Source organism: Amycolatopsis albispora (assembly GCF_003312875.1).
GTDB lineage: Bacteria > Actinomycetota > Actinomycetes > Mycobacteriales > Pseudonocardiaceae > Amycolatopsis > Amycolatopsis albispora.
In genome coordinates this window covers 5145739-5162282 of record NZ_CP015163.1, presented here as the reverse complement: position 1 = coordinate 5162282, position 16544 = coordinate 5145739, and the positions used below count along the sequence as shown (strand labels likewise).

12 protein-coding genes and 1 tRNA gene are annotated in these 16544 nt (G+C 70.5%); 6 read left to right on the top strand and 7 right to left on the bottom strand.

Annotated features, from left to right (window positions below):
• The first annotated feature begins 109 nt into the window (after positions 1–109).
• Positions 110–1246 (top strand): hypothetical protein, encoded by a 1137-nt coding sequence (locus A4R43_RS24275; protein WP_162788578.1) that lies wholly within the window; start codon positions 110–112, stop codon positions 1244–1246.
• On the opposite strand, the gene A4R43_RS24270 is transcribed toward A4R43_RS24275, so the two are convergent.
• From A4R43_RS24270 to A4R43_RS24250, 5 genes are all read right to left on the bottom strand, one after another.
• On the bottom strand, positions 1243–2091 hold the full coding sequence (locus A4R43_RS24270) for a TIGR03621 family F420-dependent LLM class oxidoreductase (protein WP_113694444.1): 849 nt from the start codon (positions 2089–2091) through the stop codon (positions 1243–1245). The genes A4R43_RS24275 and A4R43_RS24270 overlap by 4 nt on opposite strands.
• A 279-nt stretch (positions 2092–2370) precedes the next feature.
• A complete protein-coding gene (locus A4R43_RS24265) occupies positions 2371–3351 on the bottom strand; it encodes a ribose-phosphate diphosphokinase (protein ID WP_113694443.1) in 981 nt (326 codons plus the stop codon).
• Complete coding sequence (gene glmU / locus A4R43_RS24260) at positions 3348–4817, bottom strand: bifunctional UDP-N-acetylglucosamine diphosphorylase/glucosamine-1-phosphate N-acetyltransferase GlmU (protein WP_113694442.1); 1470 nt, start codon at positions 4815–4817, stop codon at positions 3348–3350. Before glmU ends, A4R43_RS24265 begins: the two co-directional genes overlap by 4 nt.
• Before the next feature lie 45 nt (positions 4818–4862).
• Positions 4863–6581, bottom strand: a complete 1719-nt coding sequence (locus A4R43_RS24255) for a GGDEF domain-containing protein (protein ID WP_113697849.1) — start codon at positions 6579–6581, stop codon at positions 4863–4865.
• 98 nt (positions 6582–6679) lie between these two features.
• Positions 6680–6751, bottom strand: a tRNA-Gln gene (locus A4R43_RS24250).
• A gap of 199 nt (positions 6752–6950) precedes the next feature.
• On the opposite strand from A4R43_RS24250, the gene A4R43_RS24245 reads away from it, so the two are divergent.
• Both A4R43_RS24245 and A4R43_RS24240 read left to right on the top strand, forming a co-directional pair.
• Positions 6951–7913, top strand: a complete 963-nt coding sequence (locus A4R43_RS24245) for an acyl-CoA desaturase (protein WP_113694441.1) — start codon at positions 6951–6953, stop codon at positions 7911–7913.
• Between the two features lie 104 nt (positions 7914–8017).
• The gene (locus tag A4R43_RS24240; RefSeq protein ID WP_113694440.1) at positions 8018–8614 is read left to right on the top strand and encodes a TetR/AcrR family transcriptional regulator; all 597 of its coding nucleotides are present in this window, start codon (positions 8018–8020) and stop codon (positions 8612–8614) included.
• Here A4R43_RS24240 and A4R43_RS24235 read toward each other — a convergent pair.
• Positions 8597–9100, bottom strand: coding sequence for an isochorismatase family protein (locus tag A4R43_RS24235; protein ID WP_113694439.1), 504 nt, complete (start codon positions 9098–9100; stop codon positions 8597–8599). The genes A4R43_RS24240 and A4R43_RS24235 overlap by 18 nt on opposite strands.
• Positions 9101–9188: 88 nt before the next feature.
• Here A4R43_RS24235 and A4R43_RS24230 point away from each other — a divergent pair, with 88 nt between their 5' ends.
• Both A4R43_RS24230 and A4R43_RS24225 read left to right on the top strand, forming a co-directional pair.
• The gene (locus tag A4R43_RS24230; RefSeq protein ID WP_113694438.1) at positions 9189–9914 is read left to right on the top strand and encodes an SDR family NAD(P)-dependent oxidoreductase; all 726 of its coding nucleotides are present in this window, start codon (positions 9189–9191) and stop codon (positions 9912–9914) included.
• A gap of 151 nt (positions 9915–10065) precedes the next feature.
• Positions 10066–11439, top strand: coding sequence for an IS1380 family transposase (locus A4R43_RS24225; protein WP_113694437.1), 1374 nt, complete (start codon positions 10066–10068; stop codon positions 11437–11439).
• 170 nt (positions 11440–11609) lie between these two features.
• Here A4R43_RS24225 and A4R43_RS24220 read toward each other — a convergent pair whose 3' ends face one another.
• A complete protein-coding gene (locus A4R43_RS24220; protein ID WP_113697848.1) occupies positions 11610–12833 on the bottom strand; it encodes a PQQ-dependent sugar dehydrogenase in 1224 nt (407 codons plus the stop codon).
• Positions 12834–12924: 91 nt separating this feature from the next.
• Between A4R43_RS24220 and mfd the strand changes: the two genes are divergently transcribed.
• On the top strand, positions 12925–16497 hold the full coding sequence (gene mfd / locus A4R43_RS24215) for a transcription-repair coupling factor (RefSeq protein ID WP_418190748.1): 3573 nt from the start codon (positions 12925–12927) through the stop codon (positions 16495–16497).
• Positions 16498–16544: the final 47 nt, after the last annotated feature.

Sequence of the window (16544 nt, the reverse complement as noted above, 5' to 3'; positions counted from 1 at the left end):
TGTAGAGCAAGGCGGTCCAGCGGCTTTGCGGCGGGGCGGCGGGAACCGTTATCCAACGGTGGCGTCGGATGAGTACATTTCGTCAGGCGAAACGAAAGCGAGGGCCGTCATGGGGAGGAGCCGGGTGCGGGGGTTCGCCGCGCTCGCCGCCGGGGCAGCGCTGGTGCTGGCCGGCTGCGAGGTGTCCACCATCGGCGCGGCCGGGCCCGCGGCGGCCGACCAGGCGAAGGCCGACGCACGCGCCGCGCAGCGCGACGCGGTCAAGGCCGCCGTCGACGACCTCGCCGGGCAGGAGGCCATCGCCTACCGCAGCCAGCTGCGCAACGACGCCGGTGAGCTGGTCGACCTCGCGCTGAACGTGACCAAGAACGGCACCACCTACGGCGCGGTCGGCGTCGGCGGGCAGGTGGTGAACGTGGTCGAGGCGGATGGCAAGCCGTACCTGTCCGCGCCGCCCGCCTACTGGAAGACCCAAGGCGTGAACGACGGCCAGGCCGAGGAGTACGGCAAGCGCTGGATGTTCGTCGAGCAGTCCGACCTGCCGCTGCGGGCCAGCCAGGTGCTCACCCCGCGCGAGATCCGCAACGCGCTCTACGACGCGTCGCTCGGCATCGACCAGCTCGCCGACCCGGTGAAGACGCGGCTCGCGGACGGCTCCGAGGCCTACGAGCTGACGCTGCCGAAGGGCAAGCTGGTGATCAGCGCGGCCCAGCCGCACCGGGTGGTCTCGTTCGACGCCGGGCTCGTCGAGGGCGTCGGCAAGGCGTTCGGCGCGGGCACCACGGTCACCCCCGGCGGGCTCACCGGGGACGCGCTGGCCCAGTTCAAGAACGGTCTCGGCGGCGCGGTGGACGCGTTCGCGCAGGCCTTCGACTACGCCGCCGAGCTGGTGGTGCTGGTCGACGGCAACGACCTGCAGTGCCAGACCAGCGGGTCGTGCACCTCGACCATCAAGGTGCGCAACTCGGTCACCGGCGACGCGGCGCGCGTCTCGTCGGTGCGCGTGGTGGCGAAGGCGGACGTGAGCGCGCCGGAGCTGGGCAGCCAGACCTGCACCGCGGAGGCCACCGCGGCGCCCAACTCGGTGGTGGACGTGCCGTGCACGGTCCGGTTCAACGTGCCCAACCGGACCGCGTCCTACCAGGTGACCTCGATGCCGTCGGCCACCGGCGAGGCGATCGCCGCGGTGGACGTCGGCGCGATCAAGCAGAAGATCGAGGCGGAGTTCGCGACGCTCGGCGGTTAAGCCCTGAGCGCGCGGATGATCGGCGCGAACGTCTCCATCGCGGGTTCGAAGACGGTGAAGTAGGTGAAGCCGTAGCGCTCGCGGAGTTCGTGGACGCGGGCGACGATCTCGGCCTCGGTGCCGATCAGCAGCTGCGGCGCGGCGAGTATTTCGTCCACTGTGGACTCGGCTTGCTCGGCCCAGGTTTTCGCGGCGGCTTGCTTTTCGCCGGTGACCACGACGTCCTGGAGGAGCATGTTGCGCTCGGCCTGGTCGTCGAGGCTCGCGTAGAAGGTGACGCTTTCGGTGAGTTCGGGCTCGGTGGCGAGGCGCCAGATGCCCGGCTCGGCGCCGGGTTTTGGCTTGAGCCCGGCAAAGCCGACGATCTGGGCGTGTTCGGCGGCGATCCACAGCACGCCCTTGCTGCCGCCCGCGACGAGCAGCGGCGGTACTTCCACGTCTTCGGCTTCGAGGCGGCGGCGGAGTTCGGTGATGGTGGTGGTGAGGTGGTCGAGGCGGGTGCGGAGGTCCTGCCACGGCAGGCCGGCGTCGTCGAACTCGGCCTTCATGTGGCCCGCGCCGAGGCCCAGCTCGAAGCGGCCGCCGGAGAGCCGGACGGTGGCGGCCACGTCGCGGGCGAGCAGGGCCGGGTTGTAGAACGGCACGTTGAGCACGAGGGTGCCGACCTTGATGCGCCGCGTCACCGCGGCGGCGGCCGCCATGGCGGGAAACGGCGCGAGGGCGCCGATGTGGTCGGGAATGGTGATTACGTCGTAGCCCAGCTCCTCGGCGGACTGGCATTTCGCCGCCCACTGCTGGGGATCGCCGATGGACCGGAGGGAGACGCCGAACCTGAATTCGCGCATACCGCGGACGTTAGCGGCGGCGAGCTGGGCATGGTGAAGATTTCGCGGTGGGCTGAGCGGGAGCCGGCGCGCGAGCCGAATGCTATGAATGTGGCTTTCATAGCGTCTGGCGCAATGAAAGCCACATTCATAGCGTGGCGACGGGTGACCGGGAGGCTGGGCGCTCCCTCGGAAAAGCGCCTGGCTCGCCTCGGGGAGGTGCTCCGCTGGGGTGTCACGAATGTGGCTTTCGGGACGTTATTTGCCCCGAAAGCCACATTCGTGACATCGGAGGAACGGTCAGGCTTGGCCGTCGAAGAGGCTGGTGACCGAGCCGTCTTCGAAGACCTGCTGGATGGCGCGCGCCAGCAGCGGGGCGATCGACAGCACGGTCAGCCCCGGGAAGCGCTTCTCCTCGGGAATGGGCAGCGTGTTGGTCAGGATGACCTCGCGCGCCTTGCAGTTCGACAGCCGCTCGGTGGCCGGGTCCGAGAGGATGCCGTGCGTCGAGGCGATGACCACGTCCGAAGCGCCCTCGTTGAGCAGCGCCTCGGTGGCCTTCACGATCGTGCCACCGGTGTCGATCATGTCGTCGATCAGCACGCACAGCCTGCCCTCGACCTTGCCGACCACGCGGTTGGCCACCGCCTGGTTGGGCTTGTCCGGGTCCCGGGTCTTGTGGATGAACGCGATCGGCTTGTTGCCGAGCTGCTCGGCCCACTTCTCCGCCAGCCGCACGCGACCGGAGTCCGGGGACACCACGGTGATCTCGTGCTCGGCGTAGGTGTTGTTGATGTGGTCGGCCAGCACGTTCTGCGCCAGCAGGTGGTCCACCGGCCCGTCGAAGAAGCCCTGGATCTGCGCGGTGTGCAGGTCGACCGTCATGATCCGGTCGGCGCCGGCGGTCTTGAACAGGTCCGCGATCAGCCGCGCCGAGATCGGCTCGCGGCCCTTGTGCTTCTTGTCCTGCCTGGCGTACGGGTAGAACGGCATGATCACGGTGATCCGCTTGGCGCTGGCGCGCTTGAGCGCGTCCACCATGATCAGCTGCTCCATCACCCACTCGTTGATCGGCTGCGGGTGGCTCTGCAGCACGAAGGCGTCACACCCGCGCACCGACTCCTGGAACCGGACGAAGATCTCGCCGTTGGCGAAGTTGTGCGCGGTCTGGGGAGTGATGGTGATGTTGAGGTGCTTGGCCACCTCTTCGGCCAGTTCTGGGTGGGCGCGGCCGGAGAAGAGCATCAGGTTCTTCTTCGGCGTACCGGACTTCGGGCTCATTTCTGCGACTCCCCGTCGTTTTCCACTTCGTTTCGGGCGAGTGCCGCCTCGGCCGCCTCCGCCGCGGGAGTGCCCGGTCGCTTCCGGGCCACCCAGCCTTCGATGTTGCGCTGCGGTCCCCCGGAAACCGCCAGCGCGCCCGGCGGCACGTCCCGCCGGATCACCGCACCGGCGCCGCTGGCGGCACCGTCGCCGACGGTCACCGGAGCGACGTACATGTTGTCCGAGCCCATCCGGACGTGGGAGCCGATGGTGGTGTGGTGCTTGTTGACGCCGTCGTAGTTGACAAAAACGCTGGCCGCGCCGATGTTGCTGTGCTCGCCGATGGTGGCGTCGCCGACGTAGCTCAGGTGCGGCACCTTGGTGCCCCGCCCGATGTCGGCGTTCTTGGTCTCGACGAAGGTGCCGATCTTGCCCTTGTCCCCGAGCCGGGTGCCCGGCCGCAGGTAGGCGAACGGCCCGACGGTGACGTTCTCGCCGAGGACCGCGCCCGAACCGTGCGTGCGGACGACCGTCGCGCCCGCGCCGACCTCGACGTCGGTGAGCGTGGTGTCCGGCCCGACGGTGGCGCCCTCGCCGACCGTGGTGGCGCCCTTGAGCTGCACGCCCGGCTCGATGCGCACGTCACGCGCGAGCGTCACGCCCGCGTCCAGCCAGGTGGTGGCCGGGTCGACCACGGTCACCCCGGCCTGCTGCCAGCGGCGCACGATCCGGCGGTTCAGCTCGGCGCCCAGCACGGACAGCTGCACCCGGTCGTTCACGCCCTCGGTCAGCCACGGGTCACCGGCCACCAGCGCGCCGACCGGCTTGCCGTCACCGCGCGCGATGCCCAGCACGTCGGTCAGGTACAGCTCGCCCTGCGCGTTGTCGGTGGACAGCCGGGACAGGCCGTCGGCCAGCACCTCGGCGTCGAAGGCGTACACGCCCGAGTTGATCTCGGTGATCGCCAGCTGCGTCTCGTCGGCGTCCTTCTGCTCGACGATCGCGGTCACCGCGCCGCCGGCGTCCCGCACGATCCGGCCGTAACCGGTCGGGTCGGTGACCACCGCGGTCAGCACGGTCACCGCGTTGCCGGTGCCGTGGTGCTCGGCGAGCAGCGCGGCCAGCGTTTCGGTGTCCAGCAGCGGCACGTCGCCGTAGCTGACCACCACGGTGCCGGTGAGCCGCGGCGGCAGCGTGGCCAGCGCGCACGACACCGCGTGCCCGGTGCCGTTCTGCGCCTCCTGCACGGCGGTGCCGACCGGGCGGCCGAGCAGCTTGGCGACCTCGTCCAGGTGCCCGGTGACCGCGTCCCGGCCGTGTCCGACCACCACCACCAGGTGCTCCGGGTCCAGCCCGGCCGCCGCGCGCACCGCGTGCTCGACGAGCGGCCGCCCGGCGATCGGGTGCAGCACCTTCGGGGTGGACGACCGCATGCGGGTGCCCTCGCCCGCGGCGAGGATCAGGGTTGTCAAAGGCCCGGTCACAACGCTCCTAGCGCTCCTCGTGTGCGTTTCCGCCGGGAGCCGATCCTACGTGTGCTCTCGCAGACCCCACGCCGGGTCGGTGTCGGCGGGCTCGCCCGGCCAGTCCGCCGCGGACTCGCCGGCTTCCAGATAGGCCGAGGCGACCTGGTTCCCGCCCCGGCGTTTTGCCTGGTACATGGCGGCATCCGCGCGCGAGAGCACCTGCTCGGCGCGTTCCTGCGCGCGGATCGAAACAAGACCGACCGAAAGGGTCACCCCGTGCGAGAGGTGGTGCGGCAGCGACGCGACGGCCGTCACAGCGCGGCTGAGCGCCTGCGTGGCCGCCGACACCGGCGCGCCGGGCAGCAGCACGATGAACTCGTCACCGCCGTAGCGGGCGACGATGTCGTCCCCGCGCAGCGCGTCCCGCAGCGTGCTGGCCACGACGCGCAGCACGTCGTCACCCTCCGCGTGCGAATGCCGGTCGTTGACGCCCTTGAACCCGTCCAGGTCGACCAGCGCGACCGCGAGCGGGTGTGACGTCGCCGACGAAGCCAGCGCCCGCAGCCGCTCGTCGAGCGCGCGGCGGTTGGGCAGGCCGGTCAGCGGGTCCTGGAGCGCCTGCTGGGTCATCTCGCCGTGCTCGGCGGTCAGCCGCTCGTGCTCGCGGCGCGCGGTGAGCGTGGCGATCTGCGACTCGCGCAGCGTCCACAGCTCGGCTTCCAGCGCGCCGGCGTAGTTCAGCAGCAGCGTGGGCGCCGCGGCCGGGCCGTCCGACTCCTTGGCCAGGTCCTCGTTCTGGTGCGTCTCCAGCTTCGCCAGCTCACGCACCAGGTTGAGCCGCATCGACGGCTGCGAGGTGTCCTCGGCGGCGTTCGCGCGGGCCGCGTTGAGCACCTCGAGCGCCTCGTCGCGGCGGCCGATGTGGTCGAGGCACCTGGCCAGCGCGATGGTCACGATGACCTGCTCGTGCGGGTAACCCGGCTCGGTGAGCAGGCCGCGCAGGCGGTCCAGGTGGGCGGCGTCGGGCGCGGCCAGCGCGAGCGCGGCGGCCAGCACGCCGACCTGGTCAATCGCCGGGACCCCGGTCTTGCGCGGGAACAGCGACTCGGCGAACGGCGCCTCGGCGGCCACCGCCATCGAGGCCGCGGTCCGGAACTTCTCCACCGCCTCGTCGTAGCGGCCGACGCGTTCGAGCCGCAGGCCCCAGCCGAGCATCATCTTGACCCGGTTGATCAGCTGCAGGGTGATCTCGTGCGGCCCGGCGCTGTCGCGGATGGCCTGGTGCGCGCGGGAGATCACCTCTTCGGCGGCTTCGTAGACACCGAGCTGGTTGAGCACCAGCCAGCAGTCGATCAGCGCGCTGGCCAGCAGCTTGTCCCAGGCGCGGCGGCCGAGCTGCACGTCGGGGGTGGCGGAGTCGTCGAGAATGGCCAGCGCCCTGGCGATCTCGGTGAGCGCCGCGTCCTCCTGCTCGGCCAGCACCAGGCGCCGCCCGCGCAGCGCGTGCGCGTCGGCCCGCAGCAGGGCCAAGCCGTGGCGCCGGGTGTGCGCCAGCATCTCGTCGAGCGTGGGCTCGGCGTCGGCGGCCATGCCCTTGGTGACCAGCCTGGCCAGGCACACCGACCGGAGCAGCTGGGCGACCAGGATCGGCTCGCCGCGGCGCTGGGTCTCCTCCAGCAGCTCGTCGAGGGTCTCGATGATGCCGATCTGCTCGGCGTACTCGCTGCGCTGCACGACGGCGATGAGTTCGCGGGCACGGCCGACCAGCCAGGCGTCCGACATTTCGATCAGCGCCGGGCGCCGGGCCTGCTGCTTGGGCTCACTCACGTCGTCGTGCAGTGGATTCAACCCCCTCGGCCGTCTCCGATCGGGCGCGCGTGCTCCGCCGCCAGGATTCGAACCTGAACTGTCAGAACCAAAATCTGAAGTGCTGCCAATTACACTACGGCGGATCGTGCCTGGTCAGGATAGCCAGCCCGGTGCGAGCCGGGCCACACGGGTTGGCCTCGCGCGCGATCATGCCTGGTGGCGTATGCCCCCGCGAGGTTTGACTCTCCCCATGCCGGGGAACTTCCGGTACCGTAACTTACGGCATCGTAGGTAAGGACACCCTTGGTGATGAGGGGTCCACCGTAGGAAGAAGTGACGTGTATGACGGCCACCCTTGACCGTTCCGCCTCCGGAGATTCCCCAGCAGCCAAAGGCCCCAAACCGGTCCTCAGCGGTCAGCGGTCCTTTCCCATCCAGTTCTCGGTCTACCTGGGGGTCATCGCACCCCTGCTGGCGCTGCTGGTCGCGGTTCCCTTCGCCTGGGGGTGGGGCCTGAGCTGGGTGGACGTCGGGCTCTTCGTGTTCTTCTACTGCGTGAGCGGGCTGGGCATCACGGTCGCCTTCCACCGCTACTTCACGCACGGCTCGTTCAAGGCCAAGCCGTGGCTGCGGGTGGTGCTGGCCATCTCCGGCAGCCTGGCGCTGCAGGGCCCGGTGATCACCTGGGTCGCCGACCACCGCCGCCACCACGCGTTCTCCGACCGCGACGGCGACCCGCACTCGCCGTGGGCCTTCGGCACCACCCCGGTGGCGGTGGCCAAGGGCTTCTGGCACGCGCACATGGGCTGGCTGTTCGAGCGCGACCAGACCAACGCCGAGCGGTTCGCCCCCGACCTGGTCAAGGACCCGGCGATCGCCAGGGTGAACAGCCTGTTCGGGCTGTGGGCCGCGGTCAGCCTGTTCGCCCCCGCCCTGCTCGGCGGGCTGATCACCTGGTCGTGGTGGGGCGCGGTGACCGCGTTCTTCTGGGCCGGGCTGGTCCGGATCTGCGTGCTGCACCACGTGACCTGGTCGGTCAACTCGATCTGCCACATGATCGGCGAGCGCCCGTTCACCGCGCGCGACCGGTCGGCGAACTTCTGGCCGCTGGCCATCTTCAGCTTCGGCGAGTCGTGGCACAACCTGCACCACGCGGACCCGACCTCGGCGCGGCACGGCGTGCAGCGCGGGCAGATCGACATCTCCGCGCGGCTGATCTGGATCTTCGAAAAGCTCGGCTGGGTGCACAGCGTGCGGTGGCCGACGCCGCAGCGGCTGGCCCGGCTTTCGACGGAGAGCCACTAGGGCTCGCGCCCGGGCGCTAGGCTGCCCCGGTGGCGGCCAAACGTCGGGGGAAACGTGAGGGGATCACCGGGGTGCGTCCCAGCACCCCGGTGACCCGTGTCCGGATGACCGGGGCCGAACGCCGCCAGCAGCTGCTGGACGTGGCGCGGGCCCTGTTCGCCGAAAAGGGGTTCGAGGGCGCGTCGATCGAGGAGATCGCGCATCGCGCCAACGTCTCGAAACCCGTGGTGTACGAGCACTTCGGCGGCAAAGAGGGCATCTACGCGGTGGTGGTGGACCGCGAGACCCAGCTGCTGCTGGACCGCATGGTGTCCACTTTGCACGGTGGGCACCCGAGGGTGATGCTGGAGCAGGCGGCGATCGCGCTGCTGTCCTACGTCGAGGACTCCCACGACGGCTTCCGCATCCTGGTCCGCGATTCGCCGGTGGCCAGTTCCACGGGCACCTTTTCCACCCTGCTCAACGACATCGCCAGCCAGGTCGAGCACATCCTGGCCCAGCAGTTCGCCGCGCGCGGGTACGACGAGAAGCTCGCCGCGCTGTACGCGCAGTCGCTGGTGGGCATGGTGGCGCTGACCGGGCAGTGGTGGCTCGACGCCCGCAAGCCGAAGCGGGACGAAGTGGCCGCGCACCTGGTCAACCTGGCCTGGAACGGCCTGTCCCACCTGGAGCACAAGCCGAAGCTACGGCTCAGCCCGTAGCAGTTCCGCGGCGGTGACCACGCGGCCGAGCCGCGGGAAGATCTTCGACACGGCCAGGTGGTGGCTTTCGGCGTCGATCGAGGTCATCGCGTCGGACACGGCGACCACTTCGTAACCGAGGTCGAGCGCGGCACGCAGGCTCGATTCCACCCCGAAATTCGTGGCTATTCCGGCAAATACGACAGTTTCCACGTTCGCCGCGCGCAGTCCCTGGTCGAGGCCGGTGCCCTGGAAGGCGCCGACCGTCCGCTTGGTGACCAGCGTTTCGCGGTCGTCGAGGCTGAAGACCAGCTCGGCGCCTTCGCCGTCCGGGTAGTGGTGCCGCACCACAAAAACCGGCGCGTTCGCGGCGTGGAAGGCGGCTCGCAGCTCGAGCGCGACCGACGCCACGCGCTCCCCGGTGTACGGCTCCCACGGCAGCATGCCCAGGGTGCGCGGCTGCAGGTCGACGAGTACCAGTGCGGTGGTGGCCGGGGAAAAGATCATGGGCGCAGGGTAGGGGGCGATCGGGTATGGTCGGTTTCCCGCCGCCGTCGACAACGCTGAAAGCGCTTACCGTAGCAAGGGGAACACGATGGGGCAGAGCAGGGAAGTCGTCGTCACCGGTGGGGGCACCGGGATCGGCTACGCCGTGGCCGCGAAGTTCGCGGCGGCGGGGGAGAGCGTCACCATCACCGGGCGCCGCGAGGGCGTGCTGGCCGAGTCGGCCGCGTTGCTCGGCGCGAAGTACGTGGCCTTCGACGCGGCGGACCCGGCCGCGGTCGAGCGGGCGCTCGCGGAGTTGCCGGAACGCGTCGACGTGCTGGTGAACAACGCGGGCGGCAACACCGACCGCGTCCGCGAGAAGGCCACCGACCTGGCCGGGGTGGCCGACGCGTGGCGCGCGAACTACGAGGCGAACGTGCTGACCACGGTCCTGATCACCACCGCGCTGCAGCCGCGGCTGGCCGAGCGGGCGCGGGTGGTGACCATCGGCTCGATCGCGGCGAAGGCCGGTTCCGGTTCGTACGGCGCGGCCAAGGCGGCGCTGGAGTCGTGGAACGTCAACCTGGCCAAGCAACTGGGCACCTCGGGCGCCACGGCGAACGTCGTCGCGCCGGGCGTGGTGCTGGAAACCGAGTTCTTCCAGGGCACACTGGACGAGAAGTGGCTGGAGAGCAGGCTGTCCGCGGCGATCAACAAGCGCGCGGGGCAGCCGGACGAGATCGCCGACGCGGTGGTCTTCCTGGCCGGTGAGGGCGCCGGGCACATCACCGGCCAGGTCCTCCACGTCAACGGCGGCGCCCACCTGGGCTCCTGAGTGTCACGAATGTGGCTTTCGGGACGAAAAACCTGGATCCACCGGTGTTTGTGGTGGTGGAGTGGTGTCGTTGAGGGGCAGATGCCCTCTGACTTGGGATGATTGTTCTTGCGAGGGAACAAAGTCCACTGAGTGAGAGGGCATCTGCTGGATGCGATCGTCTCATAGCGCCGGGTCGGTGTCGGTGAGGTTCGACGAGGAGAGTCTCGTGTCGTGCGCGGGGCTGGTGCCGATGCTGCGGCTGGCCGAGGGCATCGGCCTGGGTGTGTTGATCGATGAGCGGGTCGATCTGGGGATGGCGGTCGGGGCGAACACGGACGCGAAAGCCCTCTCGGTCGTGGCCGGGATGGTGGCTGGTGCTGATTCGATCGATGACCTGGATGTGATCCGGCACGGCGGGATGGGGCGGTTGTTCGATCGGGTGCGGGCGCCTTCGACCTGCGGTTCGTGGCTGCGCGGGTTCACCCACGGCCACGCCCGCCAGCTCGCCTCCGCTGCCGGGGAGGCCCTGGTCCGGCTGGCCGGGCGGGTGCCGTCACTGCTGGCCGGGGTCGACCGGCTGGCGTTTGTCGATATCGACGCCAAAATCAAGCGAACCTATGGTCACCGCAAACAGGGCAGCGGATTCGGCTACACCGGGGTCCGGGGCCTGAACCACCTGATCGCCACGCTGTCGAGCCCGGTCTGCGCGCCGGTGATCCTGACCGCCCGGCTGCGCGGCGGGACCTGCGATTCCCGCCGCGGGGCGGCCTCGATGATCACCGAAGCGATCGGGCTGGCCCGCCGGGCCGGGGCGACCGGCATGATCGTGGTCCGCGCCGACTCGGCGTTCTTCACCGGCCCGATCATCGCCGCGATCCGCGCAGCGGGCGCGTCCTTCTCGGTCACCGCCCAGAAAAACGTGGCCACCCAGGCTGTGATCGACCGGATCGGCGAGGACGACTGGACCGAGATCGCCTACCGTCACCCGATCCCCGACCCCGACACCGGCGAGTTGATCACGCACGCGCAGATCGCCGAAACCACCCTGACCGCGTTCGTCAACACCACCCAGAACCCCGGCCGCCAGGTCACCGCACGGCTGCTGGTCCGCCGCACCCCGAGAAACAAGCGCAACGACCAGGGCGAGTTGTTCCGCGCCTGGAACTACCACGCGATCTTCACCGACACCGGCTTCGACCTGCCCACCGCCGACCAGCACCACCGCGAGCACGCGATCATCGAGCAGGTCTTCGCCGACCTCAACGATTCCGCCCTGGCACATTTCCCCTCAGGCCGCTTCCCGGCCAACCACGCCTGGCTGATCCTGGCCTGCCTCACCCACAACCTGCTCCGCGCCGCCGGCTGCCTGGCCAGCGTCTTTCACGCCAAAGCCCGCACCGGCACCCTCCGCCGGCACCTGATCACCATCCCAGCCCGCATCATCCGCACCGCCCGCCGCATCACCCTGCGACTGCCCACCAACTGGCCCTGGCAAGCCAGCTACCAGGGCCTATTCACCGCCACCCACACCCGGACACCCTGACCCCCAACCCCACAACCAAGCCACAGTGGACACACCGGATGCGAGACCGGTCAATCCCACACGCCCAACCACCACCACAAGATCAACAACCACCACCTGGATCCACCGACAAAACACATCGGTGGATCCAGGAAAAACGTCTCGAAAGCCACATTCGTGACGTTGCCCGCTCAGGCCAGGGTGACCCGCAGCAGCTTGTCGTCGGTGCCGGTCGAGGTGGTGACGTAGAGAGCGCCATCCGGGCCGGTGCGCACCCCGCGCAGCCTGCCGAACTCGGCGTTGAACTCCGGCGGCAGGTACACGTCGGTCACCGCGCCCGGACCGTCCATGGTGAACACCAGCAGCTTCTGCCCGCGCAGCGCCGCCAGCACCATCCGCCCGTCGAGGTCGCCCCACTGCGGGCCGGTCAGGAAGGTCGCGCCGGACGGGGCTTCGGTGGTCTTGCCCGAGGTCCACGCCTGCGGCACGGCGTCGGGGAACCGCTCCAGGTCGGTCATCGGCACGCTCTCGTCGTACTCGTCGACCGTGCCGCCCTGCGACGGGTCCCACCCGTAGTTGCCGCCCGCCTTGACCAGGCTCAGCTCGTCGAAGTTCGTCGGCCCGTGCTCGGAGACAAAAACCTGCCCGGTTCCGGTGCGCACGGCCACGCCCTGCACGTTCCGGTGGCCGTAGGTGTAGACGCGCCGTTCGTTCGCGTTCGCCGAGGACGCGAACGGGTTGTCCGGCAGGCCTTCCCCGGTGTTCAGGTCGATCCGCAGCACCTTGCCGCCGAGATTGGTGCGGTCCTGCGGCACGTCCGGGTTGTCGGCCGCGTCCCCGGTGCCGACCAGCAGCGCGCCGTCCTCGGCCAGCGTCGGCCGGCAGCCGCTGTGCCTGCCGTTCGGGTTCACCGGCATGCCGGTCAGCAGCGTCTGCACGCGCTGCGCGGAGGTGCCGTCGGCGGACAGCGTCCAGGTGATCAGCCGGACGTCGGTCGGCGTCTCGCCCTGTTTGTAGTTCTGACAGGTGGTGAACCTGCGCGATTGGGCGAAATCGGGGTGCACGACCAGGCCGAGCAGCCCGCTTTCGTGCTCCACGAACAGGTCGGAGAAGTCGGCCTTCACCTCGGTCGCGGTTGCCCCCGGCTGCAGCCCGGAGACCAGCGCGATCTTGCCGGGCCGCTGCGTGACGAGCGCCTTGCCGTCGGGCAGGAAGCCGATGTCCCAGCCGTGCGTGAGCCCGCCGGTGACCTCCTCGACCTGGAGCGCGAGGCTGCCCGGTTTCCCGGCGGGCGCGGCGTTCGACGGGGCAGGCGCCGGCGTGGCGGCGTCCGGCGCGGGGGGCGTGTCGCTGCAGGCCGAGGTGAGCGCGACCAGCGCGGCGATCATCGCGAATCCGGCTTTTCGTGCGGGCATGGAGCACAGCATGCACCGTGGTGACCGGCCGCGAAAGTGTCGTCCGCTCCACGTAGGCTTGGCGGGACGCACCAGGTGAGGGGAAGTTTCGGTGACTGACGCCGTCCTGTCCGGTCTCGTGGGCTCAGCCCTGTCCGGCGCCACGCTGCGCCCCGTGCTCGACCGCGCGGGTGCCCCGCTGCTCGAACTCCAGGGGCCGACCGCCGCCCGGCAGCTGGTCGCGGCCGCGCTCGCCGCGCCGGACGGCGCCGATCGCCCGGTGCTCGCGGTCACCGCCACCGGCCGCGAGGCTGACGAGCTGACGTCGGCGTTGTCCGCGCTGCTCGGCCCGGACGCGGTCGCCGACTTCCCGTCGTGGGAAACGCTGCCGCACGAGCGCCTCTCGCCGCGCGCGGACACCGTCGGCCGCCGCCTCGACGTGCTGCACCGGCTCAACGGCCCGGATCGCGGCGGCCTGCGGGTGGTGGTGGCCACCGTCCGCAGCCTGATCCAGCCGATGGCGCCGGGCCTGGGCACGCTGGCGCCGGTCGAGCTGCGGGTCGGCGCCGAGCAGGAGTTCGAGGGCGTGCTCTCGCGCCTGGTCGAGCTGGCCTACACGCGCGTCGACATGGTGGAGAAGCGCGGTGAGTTCGCCGTGCGCGGCGGCATCCTGGACGTCTTCCCGCCGACCGCCGAGCACCCGCACCGCGTCGAGTTCTGGGGCGACGAGGTCAGCGAGATCCGCGCGTTCGCGGTGTCGGACCAGCGGTCGCTGCCGGGCGAGATCGACGCCGTGGTCGCGCCGCCGTGCCGCGAGCTGCTGCTCACGCCGGAGGTCAAGGCCCGCGCCGCCGAACTCGCGCAGACCCACGCCGCGGACGCCCAGCTGGCCGAGATGCTGACCAAGCTCGCGGACGGAATCCCTTGCGAGGGCATGGAAGCGCTCATCCCGGTGCTGTGCGAGGGCGAGCTGGAGCTGCTCACCGACGCGATGCCGGCGGGTGCGCACGTGCTGCTCGCCGACCCGGAGAAGATCCGCGCGCGGGCACACGACCTGGTCCGCACCGGGCAGGAGTTCCTTGAAGCCTCGTGGACCACGGCCGCGGGCGGGGGTTCGGCGCCGATCGACCTCGGCGCGTCGGCCTACCGCGACCTGAGCGAGGTGGCCGCGCACGCGCAGGACACCAAGCGCGCGTGGTGGACGCTGTCGCAGCTGACCACCGAGGGCGAGGACGTGGTGCACGTCGCGGTCGAGGCCGCGCCCGCCTACCGCGGCGAGTTCGAGCGCGCGATCACCGACCTGCGTGCGCACACCGCGTCCGGTGGCGCGGCGGTGATCGTGGTCGCCGGGCACGGCACGGCCAGCCGGGTCGCCGAGCAGCTCGGCGCGGCCGAAGTGCCCGCGCGCCAGGTGGACCGGCTGGACAAGGCACCGGAAACCGGCGTCGTGACGATCACCTGCGGTGGCCTCGTCGACGGTTTCGCGCTGCCGGACCAGGCGCTGGTGGTGCTCAGCGAAGCGGACCTCACCGGCCGCGGCGCGGGCGCCGGAACGTCCACAAGGGACCTGAACACCAAGATGCCGTCGCGGCGCCGGAACGCGGTCGATCCGATCGCGCTCAAGGCGGGCGACTACGTGGTGCACGACCAGCACGGCATCGGCCGGTTCGTGGAGATGGTGCAGCGCACGGTCGCCGGGGCCACCCGCGAGTACCTGCTGCTGGAGTACGCCTCGTCCAAGCGCGGCCAGCCGGGCGACCGGCTGTTCGTGCCGACCGACCAGCTCGACGAGGTCTCCCGCTACGTCGGTGGCGAGCTGCCCACGCTGAACAAGCTTGGCGGCTCCGACTGGAAGAACACCAAGGCCAAGGCGCGCAAGGCGGTCAAGGAGATCGCCGCCGAGCTGGTGCAGCTCTACGCCGCCCGCCAGGCCGCGCCCGGCCACGCCTTCGGCCCGGACACGCCGTGGCAGAGCGAGCTGGAGGACGCCTTCCCGTTCACCGAGACCGGCGACCAGCTCGCCGCCATCGACGAGGTCAAGACCGACATGGAACGCGGGGTCCCGATGGACCGCGTGATCTGCGGTGATGTCGGTTACGGCAAAACGGAGATCGCCGTGCGCGCGGCGTTCAAGGCGGTGCAGGACGGCAAGCAGGTGGCCGTGCTGGTGCCGACCACGCTGCTCGCGCAACAGCACCTGAGCACCTTCACCGAGCGCATGCAGTCGTTCCCGGTGACCATCAAGGGCCTGTCGCGGTTCACCTCGAAGACCGAGTCGGACCTGGTGCTCGAGGGGCTGGCCGCCGGTGAGGTGGACATCGTCATCGGCACGCACCGCCTGCTGCAGACCGGGATCCGCTACCAGGACCTCGGCCTGGTGATCGTGGACGAGGAGCAGCGGTTCGGCGTCGAGCACAAGGAGCACATCAAGGCGCTGCGCACGCACGTGGACGTGCTGACCATGTCGGCGACGCCGATCCCGCGCACGCTGGAGATGTCGCTGGCGGGCATTCGCGAGATGTCCACCATTCTCACCCCGCCCGAGGACAGGCACCCGATCCTGACCTACGTCGGCGCCTACGACGACAAGCAGGTCGGCGCCGCCATCCGCCGCGAACTGCTGCGCGACGGCCAGGTTTTCTACGTGCACAACCGGGTTTCGTCGATCGAGAAGGCGGCGAAGCGCATCCGCGAGCTGGTGCCGGACGCACGGGTGGTCACCGCGCACGGCCAGATGAACGAGGACAAGCTCGAGAAGATCATCGAGGGGTTCTGGGCGCGCGAGTTCGACGTGCTGGTGTGCACGACGATCGTGGAGACCGGGCTCGACATCTCCAACGCGAACACGCTCATCGTCGAGCGCGGTGACCTGCTCGGCCTGGCCCAGCTGCACCAGCTGCGCGGGCGCGTCGGCCGCGGCCGCGAGCGCGGGTACGCGTACTTCCTGTACCCGGCGGAGGCGCCGCTCACCGAGACCGCGCACGACCGGCTGGCCACCATCGCGCAGAACACCGAGCTGGGCGCGGGCATGGCGGTCGCGATGAAGGACCTGGAGATCCGCGGCGCGGGCAACATCCTGGGCGCGGAGCAGTCCGGGCACATCGCCGGCGTCGGCTTCGACCTGTACGTGCGGCTGGTCGGCGAGGCGGTGGACGTGTTCCGCCGCAGCGCGGGCGCCGAGCCGCTGGAGGACGAGGCACCCGCCGAGGTCAGGGTGGACCTGCCGGTGGACGCGCACATCCCGCACGACTACGTGCCCGGGGAGAGGCTGCGCCTGGAGGCGTACCGCAAGATCGCCGCGGCCACCGACGGCGCCGCGCTGGACGCGGTGCGCGAGGAACTGGTCGACCGGTACGGCCAGCCGCCGGCTTCGGTGGGCAGGCTGCTGGCGGTGGCGCGGTTCCGGCAGGCGTGCCGGGCGGCTGGCGTGACCGAGGTGTCCACCCAGGGCAACAGCATCCGGTTCGCGCCGCTGCCGCTGGCGGATTCGCAGCTGGTGCGCCTGAAGCGCTTGTACCCCAAGGCCGTCTACAAGGCGGTGACGCACACGGTGTCGGTGCCGAAGCCGACCGAGGGCCCGGCCGGTGGCCGGATGGGCGCGCCGCAGCTGCGTGACGAGCCGCTGCTCGACTGGTGCACCAAGCTGCTGGAGTCGCTGTCGAAGGCGCCGGCCGCGGTCGGCTGAGTCAACCCGGTCGTTCCCCCGCGGGGAACTGATGTGAGAGGGTAGGC